Source organism: Pseudomonas sp. B21-009 (assembly GCF_024749345.1).
Taxonomy (GTDB): domain Bacteria; phylum Pseudomonadota; class Gammaproteobacteria; order Pseudomonadales; family Pseudomonadaceae; genus Aquipseudomonas.
In genome coordinates, this window is the sequence record NZ_CP087199.1 from 2662016 (window position 1) to 2683403 (window position 21388).

Annotated in this window: 12 protein-coding genes; 1 reads left to right on the forward strand and 11 read right to left on the reverse strand. The window is 60.5% G+C overall.

The genetic code is table 11. The features are described 5' to 3' along the window. The first annotated feature begins 16 nt into the window (after positions 1-16). Positions 17-8215: an RHS repeat-associated core domain-containing protein gene (locus tag LOY34_RS12200; protein ID WP_258664919.1), complete on the forward strand. Its 8199-nt coding sequence runs from the start codon at positions 17-19 to the stop codon at positions 8213-8215. 135 nt (positions 8216-8350) lie between these two features. Here the strand turns inward: LOY34_RS12200 and LOY34_RS12205 are convergent, their stop codons facing one another. The 11 genes from LOY34_RS12205 to LOY34_RS12255 are packed head-to-tail and all read right to left on the reverse strand — an operon-like array spanning position 8351 to position 21387. Continuing rightward, entirely contained in the window at positions 8351-9145 is a 795-nt protein-coding gene (locus LOY34_RS12205; protein WP_195883922.1) for a carbohydrate deacetylase, read from the reverse strand. Beyond that, on the reverse strand, positions 9117-10289 hold the full coding sequence (locus LOY34_RS12210; protein WP_195883923.1) for a GNAT family N-acetyltransferase: 1173 nt from the start codon (positions 10287-10289) through the stop codon (positions 9117-9119). Before LOY34_RS12210 ends, LOY34_RS12205 begins: the two co-directional genes overlap by 29 nt. Positions 10290-10293: 4 nt before the next feature. Further along, positions 10294-10983: an N-acetyltransferase gene (locus LOY34_RS12215; protein WP_195883924.1), complete on the reverse strand. Its 690-nt coding sequence runs from the start codon at positions 10981-10983 to the stop codon at positions 10294-10296. Between the two features lie 34 nt (positions 10984-11017). Beyond that, positions 11018-12937: a hypothetical protein gene (locus tag LOY34_RS12220; protein ID WP_195883925.1), complete on the reverse strand. Its 1920-nt coding sequence runs from the start codon at positions 12935-12937 to the stop codon at positions 11018-11020. Further along, positions 12934-14238, reverse strand: coding sequence for an oligosaccharide flippase family protein (locus LOY34_RS12225; RefSeq protein ID WP_195883926.1), 1305 nt, complete (start codon positions 14236-14238; stop codon positions 12934-12936). The genes LOY34_RS12220 and LOY34_RS12225 overlap by 4 nt, the downstream gene beginning before the upstream one ends. Next, positions 14235-15245 (reverse strand): polysaccharide deacetylase family protein, encoded by a 1011-nt coding sequence (locus LOY34_RS12230; protein ID WP_195883927.1) that lies wholly within the window; start codon positions 15243-15245, stop codon positions 14235-14237. The genes LOY34_RS12225 and LOY34_RS12230 overlap by 4 nt, the downstream gene beginning before the upstream one ends. A 9-nt stretch (positions 15246-15254) precedes the next feature. Then, positions 15255-16391, reverse strand: a complete 1137-nt coding sequence (locus LOY34_RS12235; protein ID WP_093383297.1) for a glycosyltransferase family 2 protein — start codon at positions 16389-16391, stop codon at positions 15255-15257. Continuing rightward, positions 16384-17349: a glycosyltransferase family 2 protein gene (locus tag LOY34_RS12240; RefSeq protein WP_195883928.1), complete on the reverse strand. Its 966-nt coding sequence runs from the start codon at positions 17347-17349 to the stop codon at positions 16384-16386. Before LOY34_RS12240 ends, LOY34_RS12235 begins: the two co-directional genes overlap by 8 nt. Then, on the reverse strand, positions 17346-18716 hold the full coding sequence (locus LOY34_RS12245) for an O-antigen ligase (protein WP_258664926.1): 1371 nt from the start codon (positions 18714-18716) through the stop codon (positions 17346-17348). Before LOY34_RS12245 ends, LOY34_RS12240 begins: the two co-directional genes overlap by 4 nt. Further along, on the reverse strand, positions 18713-19801 hold the full coding sequence (locus LOY34_RS12250) for a glycosyltransferase family 4 protein (protein ID WP_045198766.1): 1089 nt from the start codon (positions 19799-19801) through the stop codon (positions 18713-18715). Before LOY34_RS12250 ends, LOY34_RS12245 begins: the two co-directional genes overlap by 4 nt. Further along, positions 19798-21387, reverse strand: a complete 1590-nt coding sequence (locus LOY34_RS12255; protein WP_045198768.1) for an LPS biosynthesis protein — start codon at positions 21385-21387, stop codon at positions 19798-19800. The genes LOY34_RS12250 and LOY34_RS12255 overlap by 4 nt, the downstream gene beginning before the upstream one ends. Position 21388 lies beyond the last annotated feature (1 nt).

A 21388-nucleotide genomic window follows, 5' to 3' on the forward strand; every position in this document is an offset into this window, starting at 1 on the left:
ATGTGAGGAAGCGGTCATGAGTAGTTCTACACTTTGGCTCCGCGGTACAGTGTTTGATCACAAACAAGTCATTGGCGATGACGGGTTTCACTATGATCTGGTCTATCCATACTTCCTTCATAGTGGAGACTATCTGAAGCGTCTGTTGAGTCATGAGTTTGCCTTGCAGTACCGTAAACATGAAACGCCCGAGCCACTGGAGACATTAAGTTCTCCGGCAGCGATGGTCAGCTTTTTCAATGATACGTTTGCCAGCGACTTCAAGGACTTCGACGCTGCCCAGGCAGCAGAGCCACTGTTCGGCGCCGCGCTCCTCGATTTCTACTTGAAGAACGATATCAACCGAATCCAGCAAACCTACCCGCAGCCGATGGTCAATACCAATGAGATGGCCAGGCGCCTGGCAGTGTTGAAGAAAAACCCGCAGGCCGTGATCAGAGCGTACGACGACCGCTTCGAAAACATGCGTAACAGTACTTTCAACTGTGCCTTTGATCCCCGCGAATCCAGCTTCGGTTACTCGTGCTCTGGATCATCAGTCATTTTTCATCCTGTAGAAACCAACCAGGATATCCTAGCCGATGATGTCTGGCTGTTGCCCGGTGTGTTCTATCGCGGCGCCTACATGCCAGTGCTTGAAGGCGTTGAAGTGTGGTTGGCCTCCTTCACCAGCGACATGTCACGGGTCGAGATTGGTACAACCTTTGCGGCCGGTAGTGAGTTCAAGGTGCGTTACCACTTTATTGTCGACACCCGTAAGAATACGGGCAAGACGTTGCACAACTTCCTGCGTGCGTTTGCGACTATTTTCGGTGGCACCGGAGCGGCATTGAGCGTGACAGCCGGGGGCAAAGACATTGTCGATGACGATAGCCTGATCCCTAGCATCCCCGGCACCCAGACCAGTAACTTCAGTTGGGTCCGCGGCACCGTTCATGACCACAAGCAAGTCACGGATATACAAGGCCAGCAGCATCCCTTAATTTATCCAGAGTTTACCCGACACTTCGACTTGTTCTTGCGGGACTACCTGCGCGGTGAACTTCCCGCCACCTTCAATGAGCCCGTTCCAGCGGATCAGGCAGAGCCACCATTGGGTAATGATGCGGCGTTGATCGCCTACTTCAATGAAACGTTCGCAACCGATTACTCGATTGAAACCTACAAAGATGCCCAGTTCGGCCCTCAGGCCCTTATTTCGCGTTTTGACCCACAAAAAGACAGCGAACTGCGGCCCCGTTCACCCCTGAGCGATGCGTTGTTCAACAATCGCCTGGAGAACTTCCGACGCAAACCGCGCAGCGTACTGGAGGCATTTGATAAGCGCTTCGCCAACCTGGTGGTGGGGCAGCACTACGCTGCATTGAACGCGGCCGATTCAACATTGGGATTTGGTAGTGCCGGTGACGCGATTTTCAAGTTATCTAACCAAGGTGCGGAACAAAAGGCCGATTGTGTGTGGCTAGTGCCCGGGTTAGCTGATGAATATACCGAGTTTCCGGCGCTCGACGGAGTTCATACCTGGTGGGTGATGTTAAGTGCAGACAAAAAAACTGCCAGAGTCGGTGTACAGCCAAAGTCAATGGAGGCCGGCTGGACGTTCCATAAAATTGTAGTCGATACCGAGCGAAACAGCGGCAAATTAGTCCATCAACTAATCCAAGGGCTGGCAGGTACAAAAGAGGTAGAAGTTTACCGCGAGGGTGAATTGATGCTGGACGACGACCAGCCGGTTGGTGAGTACCAGCGACCAATGGGTTCCGCCTGGATGCGAGGGACAATCGACAGCTATAAAGAAGTGCATAGCGACAATCGGAAAGACTACCGGCTCGCCCAACCCGAGTTTCTGAACAGCTCAGAATTCCTCTACGCCATGCTGTCCAGGGGTGATTATCCTGACTTTCCGGGGTTGCAAGGTGAAACCGGGGGGGATCGATATTTTCAGGATGATCAGGCAGTTGCACAATTTATTCAAAGTCATTACGGATACCCTATCGAAGATCAGCAGTTGCATAAACCTATTCAAGGGAATAGCGAGTGGGCGGATTATTTCAACAAAGATTCCGAAGCCTTAGATCACCTGCGCTCTGAACTTGATCCGGTCTTGTATGATCGACTGTTGTTCCTCTTGCAAACCAATCCAGACATGGTGTTTAACGCCTATGACAGCAGGTTTGCCAATCTCCGGGTGGGCCGGGATTTGGCGTCGCTTGACCCGGCGGACTCTACATTGAGGTATTCCTGTGCCGGCGCCGTAGTATTTCAATTACAAAATCCACCCGCCAGCACACTCAGTCGATCGGCAACGAGTCGCGCTGAGGTCCGCAGCGGCGATGTGAGTGCAACCAATATCCACCTCGTGCCAGGGTTGTTTGATGAGAGTAAAACAGCTCCTGCATTGTCAGGTATTGAAGTTTGGACAGTGTCCATAAGTGCTGACAAAACGATCGCTCAGGTGGGCGTGGGCGCGTTGGGCGGTACGGATACATTCAAGATTATTGTCGATACTACGAGAAATACGGCGGAGTCTATTTATAAGCTCATTCAGGGCAAGGTTAAAGAAGTAACGCAAGTGCATTTGCATGGTAGTGAGCTGAACAATGACGCGTCGATAGTCACACCTGCTGCAAACGCGTCGCCAGGGAATGTGTCTGCTAACTATGCTGGTGTCATGAATAGAGTGATTCATATCGACGAGCGTACAGGGCAGGGCGCTCTCCGGCTGTCGTTAGCGAGCCTTTTGATGCACGGCCGAGAGCCCGTGTATGATGTGTGCCTGACCAGTGATTTAATTGAGCCAGTTTTAAACTTCATGCCGCATGGCACTTGGCACATTTCAGGCACTCATCAACATTTTAAGTTTGAGTTGAGGGGCGTGCCTTTGCCAGGTGCAGTACCACTGGATTTGGATATCGAAATGGATGGTACTGGGCTCGCGCGCGGTGCGGGGCTGGTAGTGGACGCGCTTGCGTTTGTCAAAGCCAAACGGGATTTGGCGGCGCTACTCGATAAACAAGATACCTTAACTGAGGCGGAACTTGATAAATTAACGCAGGCTGAACGTGATGAGCTGTCAAAAAAGGGTTCATTCAAATCGCACGAAACTGAAGACAGGTGTGTAGCGTTAATCGCCAAGAATGGTGTTGCCCATGTCTTTGAGTGCTCGGGAGGCGGAGAGTCCGGGACGGACTCCAAAGTGTTCCTGAAATCATTGGTTTTTCCCTCCGGGCGCTCGCTAGAGTTCACCTGGGAAGATCGGAAATCCCAACCGAGGCTAGTGGGCGTTAAGGAGGGGGCAACGGACTTGTTGGTAGCAACGTGGGCTGCCGACAAAGCCGGAGTGCATAGAATAAAGAGCCTGGTGGTATTTCCCAATACCGATGAGCAATTCACTGGGTCCATTACCTATGAAGAAAACGCAATAATCGTCAGCTTCAAGGGTGCGGGGATTGATGCGGATGAACTCGAGTATCAGATAGATACTTTAAATAAAAGAATAAATCGTGTTGATGCCAAAGCACACTACGATATATTGCACACATTCGACAGGACGGTACGCATTGACGCTGAGTTGATCGCATACAACGAGCTTGAACAGGTAAAAAGCTACGCCATGAAACCGGCGAGTAATTGGGTGGGTACCGCGGGTGGTGGGTATGAACCACTGGTGGCAAATTATAATTATGCTGGCGATAGAGTGACGGTGGTGTACACGTTGGGCAACACCAAACCCAACGAAATTGAGCGGCGGATCTACGAGTTCAATGCTAGTGGTATCAAAGCCATTACTTCGATTGCCAATGGACAGACAACCACCGAGACGCGGGAAGTTGCTATCGATAAGGCACTCATGACGGCAACAGTCACCACGTCCATCAAAGCCGGTGCCGCGGAAGCTGAAACAACGTTGCAGAAGTATGATGCACGAGGCAACCTGATATTTCTTCAGGAGGGCGATCAGGTCAGCGAGTGGACCTATTTTAATGACTACGATCAATACACCGTTAGTTTAACGCCGGAGCGCGTAAGTACTGCAAATGTGGGGAACTGGCCTGCCACCTGGGCGCCAGTGTTAGCGGATTACGCTAATCCTATCGGCTGGGGCTTCTTGATTTTTGGCGACAGCGGCCTGACCTGGCACACGGTGACACACACGAAGGTTAGTACTGCACCTACGGGTAGTAACTATGCCAAAACATCTTTCAATCTGCCTATTGATATCAACTATCCTGGCAGTGCTGAGGGGGTGTCGCCTCATGTTGAATCTGAACTTGTCTATCGTAAGTCTGGCGAAAGTAAACACGTCCAGCAATTGACCTATTTTGGCTACGAGAAATTCACACCCGTCAAACACCCAGGGCTTTCCCGCACCCATGTTGTGGTGCCATCGGTAAAACTAACGGTTGTCCAGCCGGCGTATGAGGAAGTTGATGTATCTGCTGCACAACTGATTGTGGCCCAAGCAGCAGCAAAAGCCTACATTGATAATCTGAATGCCCGAATCGCAGACAAGAAAGCTTCCGACGAAGATAGAGATGCCTCTAGAACGGCTTTGGCCGATCTGAACACGCTGCTAGATGCCCAAAGTAAGTTCAATCGTACTGGTTATAAGCTTAAGACCCCTTACCAATCGGACACCATGCAAGTGGAGGCCCTGGCCTACGATAATGTCGTAAGCAGTGCAGGTTTTGGGCAGGTCAAGGCGATCACTACGTACTGGCTGGATGATAAGGGCAAGAAGAAAGAGGCGTCGACAGTCAGTACCACCTTTGAGTTCAGCAGCGACAGCGCCAAGCACACTATTACAACGAAGACCGTTGTCAAAACTGCCGACCCACTTGAAGTGAGCTCCAGTCGTACCTGCTCAAGCCTGAGTGGGCGGCTTTGTCAGAGCACCGACACAGAGGGTATGAGCACTGCGCATGAATATGACAACCGTGGCAAGGTTACTCGAACCACCATCACGAGCGGCGCAGAGACTCTCAGTGATACCCTGTTCCATGTAGACGTAGTCGAGAAGGGGAAAAGAAACTACGTGACGCAAGATGTCCTGTCCAAGGCCGCCATCTGGATGGAATCCAGTTTTTCGGGCTTGATACAGCGGCGAGCTGAAGCCAAGGACGGGGAGACCTGGCTGGAAATGGGCAGTTCGAAGTGCGATTCCCGCGGTCGCCCATCCCACACCATTGAGCATGATTATGACAGTGCCGGTAAGAGGATCAGCACGCTCGAGACACTATATAATTATAAGGACGCGCTACACACCTGCGAAATCACCTACGCGTTAAAGGATGGCAAGGGTGTGTCGCTTGATAGCCAGACAGTCACTTGGATGCGCAACAATCACACCACACGGATGGCGTGCGGTACGTTCGCGTATGAACAATCGTTTGCGGCCGGCGAGCGAACCCTGACCACAACGTCCGGCCTTGGAGAGAAAGCGAATGGAAGGTTAAAGGTACAGACCGCGTTCGACCGTTTCGGCAAACCCCTTTCAGTCAAAAGTTATCGCGTCAAGGCGGGCGTTGAAACCGAACTAAGCGCTATCGTTACTGACTATGGTGTCGATGGATTGCCTATTGGAAAGACAGGAACGAGCGGGGGCACATCGTTTGCAACTACGTATGAATACGACCACTTCGGCCGGCTCGTCAAACAAAACGATAACGGTAGGCTTATTCGTAACAGTTACTCGGGCAACGGTCTCAGTTCAGCAGCGGCTGAAGCGAAACTGGTTAGCATCACTGAAGCCACGGAGGGAACTGAGGCGACGGAGTCCAGCGTCACCTTAGGCACACAGCAGGTAGATGTGCTGGGGCGGATCACATCGCGTACTATCAATGGCACGCAACAGGCATTTGTATTCAAGGGCGCATCTAACTGGGGTAGTACAGCTAAACTTGAAAAGCCAGGGGCGATCAAGGGTTATAAAGCCGAGATAGATTCAACGGCTTGTATCTACACTGAGACCTGCCCGGTCCAAGCTACCCAGACAGGCAATGGCTCGGATACGCTAACGACCTCAAGTACCTATAGCTATCGCGGCCGGTTGCTGAGTATTACTGACGTGGCGGGCTACACCACTTCCTATGTCTATGATGCCTTCGGGCGAGTGAAGGAGACGGCTAGCGCTGCTTGTAAAACGACGTTGACGTATCGTGACGACGGTCACGTGCAGCAGGAGACAGTCCAAGACCTGCTCGGCGGTCATAGCATGACCACAGTTTACGACTATGACCTGACGGGAAACGAAACCTCCCGAACTTTTTCACTCGACGGTCTTGCCACCCATAAGCTGACACGTGAACTGGCGCTGGACGGTCGTCTGACTAAAAGTGTTCTAAGCCTGGATGACCAGGAACACTCCAGTGACCAATACCAGTACAACAGCCAGGGGCGGTTGCTTAAGTGGAACGGCACCAACAAGGCGTTTTTATACTCATCGACGCCGGTGAATGAGCAGACGTTCACCTACGATATATTAGGTAATGTGGTGCAAACCCAACCTACACAAGTTAAAAGCGCCACCGATACATATCAGTGGAGTCCGGTTATTAACCGTGAATTCGATCCAGATAAACCGGGTCTGTTGAAAAAACATAGTAGTGATGTTATTTCCAGTGACGCTCAAGGACGTTGGATATATAACGGGGTCAGCTATTACGCTAATGGTAAAGTCAAGCGTGTTGATTATACAGCCATAAATTATACAGGTATGGAGCTGGGGTATGACGACCTGGGGCGAGTACGGGGTATGTACTTGGTTGGCGGTAATAATGTCCCCTATGGGGCGCAATTTCACTATCGTGGCGGAAGCGTCTATGCTCGTTCATCAATAATGGGGGGGGAGCGACACGATCAAACCCTTCTCAATGATAGTAAAGGGTGCTATGTGCATCACTCACGCATCCGAAACAGCGTGGATAAAACTGATGCCTCGGAGACCAGCTTCGAGCTGCGGGACTCGGCTGGCACTGTATTCGCAACGGTCAATCGATCCAAAGTAGTCACCTACCATACTTATTCTCCGTACGGCATTGGTGGTAACAGTAGTTGGTTAGGTTTCAAGGGCGAAGCGAAGCTGTTGGACGGTACTTATTACCTGGGCAGTGAACGGATTTACAATCCGGAGTACATGTCCTTTCAGTCTCCCGATAGCTGGTATCCATTTGGACCTGTAGGTGCAGTTAGTTACGCTTATTGCGCTGGAGACCCGGTCAACTTTCACGATCCCAGTGGCCACCGGGAAGTTGCACATTACACCTACGTTTCAACGTATCCGCTTATGTACACCCGCGAGTTCCGCTTGGGGCTAGCTGTCGCCGGGCTACTGCTAGCACCTTTTACAGGGGCAAGTTCGCTACTGGTGTCGCTATCGGTCACAGGCCTGGCGCTTGTTGCCTCGGCTTTTGAGATAGCGTCGACCGCGCTGGAGGAAAGTGATCCAAAATTGTCTGAAACGCTGGGCTACGTTGGCTTGGGGTTGGGGATCGCTTCTGCCGTTGGCGCATTTGGGGCATCGAAACTAGCCGCTCGGGGCGTTGGCCGTGTTGCAGCGGGGGCCGGAGAGCAATATCGAGCGCATTATTTCTCGAATGTAAATCAGTACGTCCCTGTTATGCCTCGAGGTACGCGATCGACACACTGGCATCAAATATCGATGCCTTCACCTACATACGGTGGCGGGGTCAGACATATCTGGGGTGCTGACACTTCAATCACAGGCGGTCAAGTAATGACTCCTTTGAGACAAATTGCTCGAAGGGGCTCGACAAGTGATGTTCACATTTTGACAGGTGTGCACGGGCGCCGGGACGGTAATAATTGGCTGGACGCGGTAACGCCAACGGGAAGACCTACAGCAGTAAGAGATCCCGCTCTTAATGAGTTTGATTTCTATTATCGCGATAATGGAGATTATGGGGCGCTTGATGCCTTTGATCAAGAGCCTAGTGTTCAGCAGGCTTTGAACAAACGACAAATATTTGTTACCGACATCCGTTCAATGTTTGCGAGCGATCTGAATGCGATCGAGAAGGGATCAGGACATTACATACATGCATATTGCTATGGGATAAATGACGAACGACTTCTGTATAACTATACCTTGCCACCGGCTACCAGTTATGCGTCCGCTCCACCCTACTATGGGGCGAATCCTATGCCTCAGCATGTTTTCTATAATCCAAACTATCAACACATGGTTTACACTTGATAATTTGATTTTGGTAAAGCTAGCCATGAGTGGTTCGGGCAATCGTAGACAGTAGCGTAACCAGAACTGCCCACAGGCTGTCCCCTAACATACCAGAAACCGGCGAGTATTCCGGTTTCTGGTCATTAATTTGATTCAGCGCATGGGTATAGCTTGGCTCCGCTGCTCTGCCTCTACAGTGTTGTAGCTAATACGCGGCACTCCAGACAGGCGTTGTTCGAGCAGTGTTTTTAGCGACTCCCCACTGCCCAAATAAGCATCCCCAAAATCATGCCCCCCCAACGCACTCGGATGCGCCACCACCTCCAGCAACCCATCCGCCGGCGCCAACCCCGCGCGTAAATCCGCCGGCGTACATACATAATCCGCCGTCGCCCCCGCCAACTGCTTCAAGCGCCGATTAAGCAACGTTTTGAACACCCGCTTCAGCGGCCCGATGTTGTGCCCGAGGTTGCGCGCCAGCCGCACCGCAACGCCTTCACGTGCCGCAAAGCGGGCGACAATCACGCCGATCGGCCAGATGTTGTGCACGTGCTGGTGCGAGTCCAGGTGGCTGGGCATCAGGCCCTGGTTCAGGCAGTGTTGCCACTGCGCCTGCAGTTCCTGCTCGACTGCCTCGCGCTCGGCGCGGCTCAGGCGCAGGGTGCGTTGTTTCAGGCGCAGGTCGAATTCGCCGTTGGGCGCGCAGAAGCGTGGCTGCTGGCGAATGGCTTGGCTCAGCGGCCGGCCGTAGGTGAGGTTGAAGTGCAGGCCGATGCGCCCGCGCAAGGCCGGCAGTTGCGCCAGGCTGCAGGCGGCGCTGAAGGCCGGCATATTGGCCATGGCCGTGGCCGAGCTGATCAGCCCGGCCTGGAAGGCATGCAGGATGACCGCGTTGGTGTGGGCGCTGAGGCCGAAGTCGTCAGCGTTGACTATGACCTGTGAGGGCATCCGGGTTCTCCTGTGGCGAGTCGGGCTCGGCGGCTGTGGCCGAGGTTTTTTGGCGCAGGCGTTGCAACTGTGGCTTGAAGCGTTGCCACAGGCGCAAGGCCAGGCCCAGGGCCAGGCCGCTGGGGCGCCAGCTGTAGAAGCTTTGCCGCTGGTGTTCAACGGCGCCGCTCATGCGTTCGTGCAGTTGGTGGCTGGAGTTGTGCAGGCTCACCCGCGAGGCGTCGACCCACTCCCAGCCGTCGTCCAGGCCCCAGTGAATCCATTCTTCGAGCAGCACCCGGCCGCTGCCAAGCTCGGCATAGGCGGGCACGAAGGCCAGGTTGTAGTCGTACACCCGGCCGCGCTCGAACACCCCCAGGCGGTAGCTGATGCAGCGGCCATCGAGCTCCAGCAGCACCATGCGCACCAGGCCCTGGGCCGCCAGGGCGGTGAAAGCCTGGTACATCCATTGGCGGCGCAGGCGGCCAGAGAAGATGCCGACCTCGTCGTCGCCTTTCCAGCTGAGCTCTTCGACGGCGCTGATGGCATCGAGCAGTGGCGTAATGGTGTTTGCATCCGGGATCACCCGGCGTACCTGGGCGCCGCAGGCGGCAATGCGCTTACGCGCGCGGCGCAGTTTGTAGCGCGGGTCGCCGCTGATTTCCTGACGGTCTTCGGGCACGATGCGGTGCACCGGCACCCGGCAGTTCAGGCGCTGCTCATGGGTAGAGCTGCGCCTTGCCCAGCGGCTGAGCAGGCTGTGGGTTGCCGCGTCGTCGGGCACTTCGTCCAGTTGCAGCAGGGCATGGGGCAGTTGCTTGCGGATCGCCCGTAACACCTGCGCGGCCGCTTTGGCCGGCAGGTCGCAGAGCAGGGCGATGCGGTCGCTGAGCGGGTAGCCCAGGTGGCGCACCACCTGCGCGGTCAATGGGCCGAAGCGCTCAGTGCCGCGCACCAGCGGCAGGCACAGGCACAACCGGCCCTGGTCGCGGCCCACCAGCACCTGCAGTTGTTGCCCGGCCGTCAGTGCCGCTTCGGCCGCCAGCAGCCAGCCCAGGTGGTTGAACGGCGTGCTGTCGGCCAGTTGCTGGCGCAGTTGCTCGTAGTCGGCGGCGGGGAAGTCCGCCGCCGCCAGCGACGGGTACCACTGCAGTTCAAGGCTCATGGGTTCAGGTCACCGTGGCCGGGGCGGGGCTTGCTTCAGGTTTGCGCAGGGGCTCCAGGCGCGATTCGCTGTAGCGGGTTTCGCGGTAGAACTTCCAGCGGCCGAACAGGCAGTACACATTCATCACCCGTCCTTGTTCCTTATAGCCCATGCGCAGGTGCAGCTTGAGCGCCGGGATGTTGTGGCTTTCACACACGTCCACCACGGTGTCGCAGCCCTGGGCGGCCATGGCCTTCCACAGCTCCAGCTGCAGGTCGACCGAAAGCTCGGTGCCCCAGTACTTGCGCGCCAGCTCGCCGCCAAATTCAAAGAACTGCCCGGGCTCGACCGGGAACCAGCAGCCGTAGAAGTGGCGGTCGTGGTAGTGGCGCAGGCTGCCCCAGATGAATGCCACCACGTCACCCGCGTCATCGAGGAACATCAGCCCGGTGTGGCCCTCGGCGGCCAGCTCGCGCATGGTCTCGATGCGGTCGCCAAAGTGTTTGGCGAAAGCCCGCACGTTGTGCACGGTGATCGGCTCGACCCGCAGCGGCGGGTAGGGTTTGAGTTTGTGCGGCGGCACGGGGCTGACCAGGTCGCGCTCCATCCACAGCAGTTCCCAGTGGTAGAACAGGTAACGCTTGACCCCGGCGTTGAGGGTATTACGCAGTCCTTTGCGCTGGATGCGATCCTGGATCTTGCTCAAAGCACTCATGGTGCCTCCTGTTTCTGGCAGGTGAGGTGCGCGCTCATGACGCGCTCCAGGTCAGGGCGAACAAGGTTTGCCCTGGCAATTGAAAATGGATACGGCCTTGCTCGCAGACAAACTGCGCGCGGCGTGTGCTGTTGTCGGGGCCGAAAAAGCTCAGGGCGCCTGCAGCGCAGCGTTGTTCGGTGGCAAGGGTCACCTGTTGCAGGCGCTCGCCCTTGTTCACCCCCAACAGGCTGCGCTGCTTGCCACGGGCCATGGCCAGGGCGTCGACTTCGAAGGCGTCGTTGTCCAGGGCCAGCACCTGGTCGAGCCAGTGCTGCTGGATGAACTGCTGGGCCAGGCCCACGGGCTTGAGTTCAAAACGGTTTTCGCCCAGCACCCGGACCATGCCCTTGGGCCATTCGGGCTCGTCGGCGACGTGGAACCAGTTGAGCATGTCGAGCAGGCCGTCCTGGGAGGCGTTGATCACCACCGAGGCCCACCACAGGGCGGTGAAGTGGGTTTCCTGGTCGTAGGGGCTCAGGCTCGAGCCGCTGGAGAGGTTGGTCTGGTCCAGCAGCAGGGCCTTGTTCGGCCGCCCCTGGGCATCGAGGCCGACCAGCCCGGCGGCCTGGCGCACCGAGTCGCGGTAGCTGCGGGTGGCCAGCAGGTCGCGGACCATCCATTCGTGCCAGGCCAGGGCGTCGATCTGCGCACCGTGCTCCTTGAGCAGGCGCTGTGCCCAGTCAAGGCCGATGCGCTTTTCGCTGTCGCTGTGCAGCGGGCCGTTGACCAGTCGCGAGCTTGCCGGCATGGCGATGCGCACCCCGGCTTCGCGGGCGCCGGGGCTGCGTTGCACGCGCTCGGCCATGGCCTGGAAGTAGCGGCTGAAGGTGGGGTAGTCGCTGTAGTTGAGGTTCGGTTCGTCGGCGAAGGCCAGGTAGTGCAGGCTGTTGCCGCCTAGCTTGCGGGTGGTGTTCAGCCAGTCGTCGAGGCCGTCGTTGCGGATGCGGTCGGCGGCCAGTACCGATTCGCGGCCGGTGCCGGCCAGCAGGGTGATGTCCTGTTTGATGTTGTAGCGTTGCTGATAAAAGCTGCGAAAGGCAGTTTCATAGCCAGGCTTGCGTGCCAGCAGGTCGGCGAAGCTGTAGTAGCCGGCTGCTTGCGGTTGCAGGGCATCGAGCACGGCGTAGCTTGATGGCGGCGGCAGTACATAGGGCAGGTTGACGCCCAGGTCCGGGGTGCGGCCCAGTACGGTGTGGCCAAGGCTGAGCGCGACCTTGCCGTCGCTGTTGTGTAGCGGGCGTAATTGCCCGGGCTGCTGGGCGAACAGGTTGGCGCTGCCGTCGAGCCAGAACGCCACCTTGCCACGGCCTTGCAGTTGCAGGCGGAAGGTCTGCTCTTTACTCGACTGCGGCAGCGCCAGGCGATCGAACTGCCAATAGGCGGGGTAGGGCTTGAGCGCCAGGCTCAGTTGCTGGCTGTCGCCCAGGCGCTGCACCTGCAGGCTGCGTACGCCGCCATGATATTTGCCGGCCAGGGTGGCTTTCTCGCCCGCGGGCACTTTGAAGTACAGCTCGACATTGGGCCCGACTTCGGCGCTGAAGTGCACCTTGGCCGGGGCGAACAGCGCCCGGGTGCTGTCGGCATGCTCGATGCGGTAACGGCGAAAGCTGTAGCCGGGGATTTCCACCTGGTAGTCGCTGCCGCTCGCCGCCAGAGGCCATTGCACCCGGCCTCGGCTTTCATTGGCCTCGATCGCGCGCTCGGCCTGCAAGTGGCCCTGGCCGTCGAGCAAAAAGATGCGCTCGGGGTTGGCCTCGGCCTGCCAGGCCGGTTGCCAGCTGACCGTGACGGTGTCGGCCTTGCTCGCTTGCAGGTACAGGCTGCCATCGCGCAAGTCGCCCCATTGCAGGGGCGCAGCCTGTAGCGTGGCGCTCACCAGCACGCCGCTCACCACCAGGGCCAGGGCTTTCATGCCGGCCGCCGTTGCAGCATCTGCCGAAGCGGCGCGAGGTCGCTGGGCAGTACCAGCAGGGTTTGCCAGAACGGCACGGCGCTGAGTTTGCAGTACAACAGCAGCATCGCCAGGGTCACCGCCAGGTAGGCGATGGATGAGGCCGCCGCAGCGCCGACGATGCCATAGGTGGGGATCAACAGCACGTTGAGCAGCAGGTTCAGCGCTGCGCCCAGGCCCATCATCAGCGATACCGTGCCGGGGCGGTTCTTGCCCAGCAGGTCGAGGCGCAGGATGCTCGCATAGCACAGGCCGAACAGCCCCGGCAGCAAGGCCAGCAGCGCCGGATAGGCCGGCTGGTATTCGGCGCCGAACAGGGTGACGATCAGCCACTCGCCAATCAGCGCCATGCTCAGGCAGGCGCCGAGCATCACCGTGGCGGTCAGGCGCAGGGCCAGCGGGGTAAGCTTGTCCATGCCGGCGTCCTGCTGCAGCAGGCGTTTCATCAGCGGTGTGGTCACCGCCTCAGGGACGATCAGCAGCAGTTCGGCGGCGGCGCTGGCCATGGCGTAATGGCCCAGCGCGGCGCTGCCGAGCATGGCGCTGATGAACAGGTAGTCGGAGCGCAGAATCACCTGCTGGAACAATAAGTCCGGGTGGCTCTTGGCGCTATAGGAGAGCAGCTCGCGCTGGCCGCTGCGGTCCCAGCACAGGCGGATCGAGTGCTGCCGGCCGAGCCAGTACAAACCGAGCATGACCACCAGGCTCAGGCCCAGCAGCCAGCTGATCAGCGCCGCTTCCAGGGCCGCGTGCTGCCACATCCAGAACAGGCCGACAAACAGCAGCAGCGGCACCAGCGACTCGGTCAGGCGCAGGGCGTTGAAGGCGCCGACGCCGCCGGTGGCGTTGTGCAGGGTCAGCAGGCCGCTTTTAAGCACCGTCAGCGGCACCGCCAGCAGCAACAGCCAGGCCAGCAGGCCCAGCTGGGTGGTCACTTCCAGTTCTGTGCCGAACTCCCGGGCCAGGGCCACGCAGACCAGGGTCAAGGCGCCGGCCACCAGGCAGCCGTAGATCAGCACCTGGCTGAGCAGCAGGCCCATGCTGCGCTGCTTGGCCGCCTGGTAACCGACGGCGGTGTTGAGCCCGCCGCTGGTGGCGGCGCTGATCAGGTCGGGCAGGGTGCTGAGCAGGGCGAACAGGCCGCGCTCGCTGGGGCCCAGGATGCGCGCCAGCAGCACGTTGCGCATCAGCCGCAGGGCGATCATCGCCAGGCGCGTGCCCATGCTCAGCAGCAGGTGGCGCACGTAGTGGCTGCGGCTCATGGGCGGCCTCCGCGGCTGATGCGCCAGGCCAACAGCGAAGGGCGGCTGGCGCTGCGCTGGCTGACACTGATACGCGGCAGGGCCAAGGGGTCGTCGTGGCCCTGGCAGATCCCGGCGCGGGTGCTCAGGGCAAAGGGGTAGCGGTGCGCGGCCAGGCGCTCGCGCACCCGCGCGTCGTGGTCGCCGTTGGGGTAGCAGTACACCGGCAGCGGCTGTTTACAGCCTTGTTGCAGGGCGTAGTGGCTGCGGCTCAGTTCTTCTTCCAGGCGCTGGTCGTCCAGGCCCGGCAGTAGCGCGTGGCTGGCGCCGTGGGGGCCGAAGCTGATCAGCCCGGAGTTTTCCAGGTGGCGCACCTGGTTCCAGTCCAGGGCCTGGGGCAGGGATTCGGCCGGGCAGGCGTCGGTGAGGTGATGCAGGGCCATCGGGCTGAGGCTTTTCAGGCTTTGCAGGTATTTGCCCAGGGCCTGGCTGCGCGCGTGCGGACGGTCGCTCATGAAGTAGGCCGCCGGCAGCGGCCGGCCGATCTTGCGCAGTTGCTCGATCAGCGCCCGGCGGGAGATTTCGCCGTGGGTGCCCCACAGGGTTTCGCCGAGGCTTTCCCACCAGAAGCGCTGGCGGCTGCCGATGTAGTCGGTGGACAAAAAGATGCTCGCCGGCACCTGGTATTGCTGCAGCAGCGGGAAGGCATTGAGGGCGTTGTCGCGCCAGCCGTCGTCGAAGGTCAGGGCCACTTTCGGCCGGTTGCCGCTGCGCGGGTGTTCGTGAGCCTTGAGCAGGTCCATCAAGTGTACGCAGTCAAAGTGGCGTTGCAACCAGCGCAGCAGGCGTTCGAAGGCCTGGGGGCCGACGCACAGTTCATTGCGGTGCGGCAGGGCGGCACTGTCGTCGTCGGCCAGCACCCGGTGCAGCATGAGGATCACCCCGGCGCCGCGCAACTGGCTGCGGCCCTTGGGGGAGTTGAGGTACAGCCAACCGCTGGCACGCTTTATACTGGTTTTTATCGGCATGTCAGGTGCTCATCGAGTCTGGTCGGGGTTCCATTGGTTGTAGCTGTGCCCGCGTAAAAACTGCCACAGGCCGACGCTCATGCCGGCCAGGGTCACCAGCACGAAGGCGGCCAGGCGAAACGGTTTGGGCAGGCGCTGGCGCACGTCCAGCAGGCCGGCGATGGCGATGGCATAGCCGAGCAGTTGCGCGGCCAGGGTCAGTTGGTAAAAGCCGTGGCCGTCGAGCAACCACAGGTTGGCCAGCAGCAGGGGCAACAGCAGCACCGGCGCCAGGCGGCGGATCAGCTTGTGGCTGATCAGGGCAATGGCGTACAGGCCGTGGCGCAGCGGGTTGAGCAGTTCGCGGCGAGCGGCCAGGCTGATCAGGCCGCCGACGGTGACGCGCTGGCGGCGGCTGAACTGGCGGTCGGCCTCATCCACGCCCTGGTCGAGCACCTGGGCTTCGTCAACGTAGACCACCCGTTTGCCGGCCACCGGTGCGCAGGTGTTGATGTAGAAGTCGTCGTTGACCCGCGCCGGAATCGGCTGGTACAGCTCGCGGCGCAGTGCCTGCAGGGCGCCATCGGCCGACACCGTGCAGCCGGTGCGGCTCTCCACCCGGCGCAGCCAGGCTTCGTAGTGGCGGTACAGGCTTTCGCCCAGGCTCAGGCCCTTGCCGGCCTCGGGGATGATCATCTTGCCCACCGTGCCGCCCACTTCAGGGTCGGCAAAGGGTGCCAGCAAGGCGGCGAGGGTGCCGTCAATCCAGTGCACATCGGCGTCGGTGAACACCACGATGTCGCCCGTACACTGGGTGACGGCGACGTTGAGCACGCTGTTCTTGCCCATGCGCGGCAGGTCGAGGACCTGGATGCGCGGGTCGTCAAAGCTGCGCGCCAGGGCCACGGTGCTATCCGTGGAGCCATCGCTGGCGACGACGATCTGCAGGCTCTGGGCCTGGTAATCCTGGGCCAGCAGGTTGCGCAGCTTGTTGTCGATATTGCGCGCTTCGTTGTGCGCGGCCACCACCACGCTGACCCGCTGCGGCGCCAGCGGCGCGGGGCGGTGACGGGGGAACAGCGGCCCCACCAGGGTCAGCAGCAGCGGGTAGCCCAGCCAGGCATAGAACGGTAGCAACAGGCACAACCAAAAGATGAACTCAGCCACGGGCGGGCCTCCTTGCGTTCCAGTTGAACAGGCTGAGCACGAAGGCCGCGCCGGCCAGGTGCAGGCGAATCCAGTGCAGGCCCCAAAGCTGCAGGGCGAACAACAGGTCGCGGTGTTTCAGGCTCTGGCGCAGGCTCAGGGCCAGCGCGGGCAAGCTGGTGACCAGCAGCAACAACAGCGCCAGGTGCGGGTAACCGTCGAGCAGCGCCGACAAAGCCATGAAGTCCAGCAGCCAGGCGCCCAGCGACAGCAGCGGAAAGCGCAGCAGGCGCAGGCTCGGGCCGTTGCTGCGCAGCAGTTGCAGGTTGCTGCCCTGGCGCCACAGCTCCTTGCCCAGCCACTCGCGCCAGCTGCCCTCAAAACCCCAGTGCAGCACCACCGGCTCGCGCAGGGCCAAAAGCCGCGCGCCGGCCTTGTTCAGGTGCCAGGTAAAGTCCTTGTCTTCGCCGGTGCGCAGGGTTTCGTTGAAGCCGCCCACCTGATCGAACCAGTGGCGCTGCATCAGCAGGTTGGGGGTCGGCAGCCACTGCATCGGGTGCAGTGCCGGCAAGCCTGCACGCAGGGTCCGGCGTTGCCAGGCGCGGGCGAACCAGGGCGCCTGGCGCGGGGTGTCGCAGTCCAGGGCGAAGACGTCGCCAAGGCCTTCGCCATGCAGCTTGAGCAGCAGGCTCAGCCAGTGCTCGGGCACTTCGATGTCGGCATCGAGAAACGCCAGCCACTCACCGCTGCTGGCCTGTACGCCACGGTTGCGCAAGGCGCCGATGGTCAGCCCGGGCAGGCTCAGCACCTGGGCGCCGAGGCTGCGGGCGATCTGCGGGCCGTCGTCGCTGGAGCCGTTGTCGACCACCACCAGCTCGCAGTCAAGGCCGGCATCGGCGGCGGCGTTCAACGCCGATTGCAGGGTCCGGGCGATGTGCCGGGCTTCGTTGAACATGGGCACCACGACACTGACCTTCATGCCTTCACCTGCGCCGGTTGCGCCTGTTCGGCCTTGAGCCGCAGCACGCTGGACAGCGCCAGCATGATCCACAGGTACTTGTGGTTGGGCGCGCTGAGGAACATCAGGAACAGGCTGATGGCGAGCATGCTCATGCACAGGTGGGTGAGCAGGTCGGCCTGGCCCTGCTCACCCTGGCGCAGCCACAGGCGCCGGGCGTACCAGACGTTGTACAGGGCCAGCAAGACCATGCTGACAAAGAGGATGCCGGCGGGTATGCCGACCTCGCTGAAGATCTCCAGGTAGGTGTTGTGCGCGCGGCGGTACAGGTCGCCGACCTTGCGGTTGGCTGAAAACGCCTTGGCGTAGCCGGTGGTGGCGTAGTGCAGGGGGAAGGTGCCGGGGCCGGTGCCGAGCACCGGGTGTTCGCGGATCATCTTGCTGCCGACCACGATGTACGACGAGCGCCGGCCCAGGGAATCGTCCTGGAAGGCATTGACCCCGGACTTGAGCAGCGCCAGCGACTGGATGCGCGCCACGTAGCTGGCCGGCATCAGCGCCACCATGGTCGGCAGCAGAATGGCCAGGCCAAGCATGGCAAAGCCCAGGTGCCGCGGGCGCAGGTGGGCGACCTGGGTGCGGTAGTGCACCAGCACGATGCCCAGGCTGATCAACAGCACCACCAGGCCCGAGCGCGAGTTGGTCTTGGTCATGCCCGCCAGCAGCAGGATGCAGCAGGCGATCCAGAACAGCTTGTGCAGCCGCCGCGGGCTGTTGAACACCAGCCACAAGGCCATGGGCACGGCGATGGCGATGAGCATGGCGAACACGTTGGGGTCTTCCAGCAGGCCGGCGGCGCGGCCCTCGTCCTGGTACTTGGCCGAGGCCATGGCCATGATGCAGGTCAGGCTGACGCTGAGGGTCACCAGCCGGTACATCATCGGCAGGTCGAGGTCGCGGCCAACCAGCAGGGTGATGCCGAACAACAGCAGGCCCACGGCCAGCTCGCGAAAGTGCCCCAGGGACATCTCGCTGCTGTCGCTGGCCCAGAAACTCAGCAGGTACAGCGCCATAAACCCCAGCAACAGCCGCCACATGCTGCTGCGCAGACGCTCGGCGGGCAGTTGCTTGACCGCCAGTTGCAGCACCAGCACCAGGGCCAGGGCCGCGCCGATCATTTTCGAGGCGGTCAGCTCGCTGTCCTTGAACAGGCCTTCCAGCGGCACCAGGGTGATAATTGCCAGCAGTCCCCAGACCGGGCGTTTGTACAGCGCCAGCAGGCCGGCCAGGCCGATTACCGCGCCGGGGGCGAGAAACGGGTAGGGGCTGGCCAGCAATGCCACGCAGGCGATGGCCAGCAGGCCGATCAGGGACAGGGGAATGATCATGCGCAGGTCTCCGTGGCCGCGCCCAGGTAAACCCGGGCCCAGCGTTGCGCCAGCGTCGGCAGGTGATAACGTTCGCGTTGGGTGCGCCGCGCCTGGGCGATCAGCTCGCCGGCCTGGGCCGGGTCGAGCATCAGCGCCTCAAGCTGGGCGGCCAGCTCTTGCACCGCCAGGGGCCGGGCCAGCAGGCCGCTGCGCCCGTGCTCGATCACATCGGGGATACCGCCGACCGCAAAGGCCACCACCGGCACGCCATCCTGCATGGCTTCGAGCAGGATCATTGGCGTGCCTTCGGTGCGCGAGCTGATCACCAGGGCATCCAGGCGCGCCATCCACTGGCGCATGTCGGCCTGAAAGCCGGGCAGGCGGATGCGCTGGCTTAAACCGGCGGCGTCGATGCGTGCTTGCAGGGCGTCGCGCTCGGGGCCGTCGCCGAGCATCACTGCGTCGAGCTGCGGGTGGCGCTGGCACAGCGGGATCAGCGTATCGAGAAACAGGTCCGGGCCTTTCTCGCAGCTCAAGCGGCCAACATAGCCGGCCAGCCAGCGGCCAGCGCCAGGGTGGCGTGCGGGCAGGGCGTCGGCCTCGGGCAAGCCGTTGGGGATCACCTGCAGCTTGTGCTCGGCGACCCCGGCCTGGCGATGGATGCGCTTGATGCTCTCGGCCACGCAGACCACCCGCTCGATGGTGGCGGTGCGGCACAGCTGCAGGCTGATCCAGGTGTACAGGCGCTGCTTGCGGCTGCTGGGGGTAAAGCCGTGCTGGGTGGCGACCATCGGCAGGCGCCACAACTGCGCGCCCAGCCAGCCGAACAGCAGGCCCTTGAAGTTGTGGCTGTTGATCAGCGGCTGCTGGTCGTGGCGCCGGCGCAGTTCAGCCAGCAGTTCGCCGACTCCGTCGCAGGTCTGGCAGGCCACGCCGGCGGCGCGAAAACGCGCCACCAGTTGCTCCGGGGCCCCGAGAAACAGCACCTGGTGCTGCCCCGGGGTGGCCTGGCAGTGGTCCAGCAGCATCCGCTCGGCGCCGTAGAAGCCGCCACTGCTGAGCAGGTGCAGGATCGGCCGTGGCGGGTTCAGGGCTGCGTTCAATTGCGCACCCAGTGCACCAGCCGCGGCAGCGACCAGCCCTTGTAAGGGTTGGGGGTTTCCGGGGTCTGGTCGTTGATCACCAGCAGTACCGGCAGGTCCAGTTGATGGCTGATTTGCGCCGGGTGCTTGAAGCGCCGGTCAAAGAACTCTTTGACGTACACCAGGGCAATCGCCAGCAGCAGGCCGGTGAGCATGCCGAACGGCACGATCAGCAGCGGCTTGGGAAACGCCGGCTCCGCAGGCTCGTACGGGGCGCTGAGGATGCGCGCGTTGGACAGGCCGTTGAGCAGGTCGGCGCCGCGCGATTCTTCGTAGCGCTGGGTGTAGGTGAAGTAGGCCTTGTGCAGGGCGTCGATCTCGGTGTCGAGCTGGCGCGCCTTGCTCTGGGTTTCTTGCAACTGGTGCACGCGGCCTTTGAAGTCGGCGATGCGCGCGGTCTTCTGGGCGATCACGTCCTGGACCACGGCCAGGTCCTTCTCGCGCTCCTTGATGCGGTTGGCGACGATCTTCAAGAACTGCTGGCGGGTCTTGGCGATCTGTTCTCGTTGCAGCAGCATCTGCTCGCTGCCGGGCTGGAACACCGCCAGGTCGCTGACGTAGGTCAGCACCAGGGTGGTCAGCTGTTCACCGAGCTGCTTGATTTCGCGGTCTTCAAAGGCCACGTTGTCGACCGTGGTGGTGAAGGTGTAGGGGAAGGCGAAATCGCGCATGTTGGCGTTGCTGGCCGCGGCCAGGCTGGTTTTCAGGTAGTCCAGCCACTGCTGGCTTTGCAGCAGGCGGTCGCGGTACTGGTTCAGTGCCTGTTCTTCGGTGTTGATGGCGTTGAGGCGGAAGGTGATCTCTTCTTTGGGGTCCGAGGAGCCGATGCTTTCGAGCATGCCCAGGCGCTTGCCTTCGAGGTCATCCATGCGCACCTGGTACTGCAGTTTCTTCTGCTCGTAGAACTGCTCGGGCAGCTCGTTGGACTGCAGGTTCTGGCGGTTGCGCAGGTAGTTGTCGAGCAGGCGGCTGACGAACAGCGTGCCCAGTTTCGGGTCGGGAAAGCTATACGTCACCGAGACCACGTTGGAGCCGGGCAGGGTTTCGACCTTGAGGTCCTTGATGGCGTCGTCGGTGAGGGTGTCGAGCTGGGTGTCGCGCACCGGGTCGACCTCAAGGCCGAACAGCGAGCGCACCGGGTTGACCACGTACTCGCGCAACGGGTTGATGATGCCGCTGCGGATCGGCCCGAACACCACCCGCTGCATGAAGCTGGGCGGGATCTCGTACTTGCCCTCGGCGCGCAGCTGGCTGATGGTTTCGCGGATCAGGGTCGGCGAACGCAGGATATTGCTCTCGGTCTCCATGTCGGCCAGCGACGGCGGGATGAACTTGTCGGTCTCCTGGGCGAGGGTGGTGTTGGTGTCGCTCTGGGACAGTTTTTTCGACTGCACGATCACTTCGGCGGTAATGTCGAAGCTCTGCTTGAGCACCAGCGGCAACAGCAAGGCGATCACTGCGAAGACCAGGAACACCCGTTTGACCAACTGGCGGTTGGCAAAGAAGATCCTGAAGAATTCATGCAGGTAGTTTTCTTTTGTATTCATG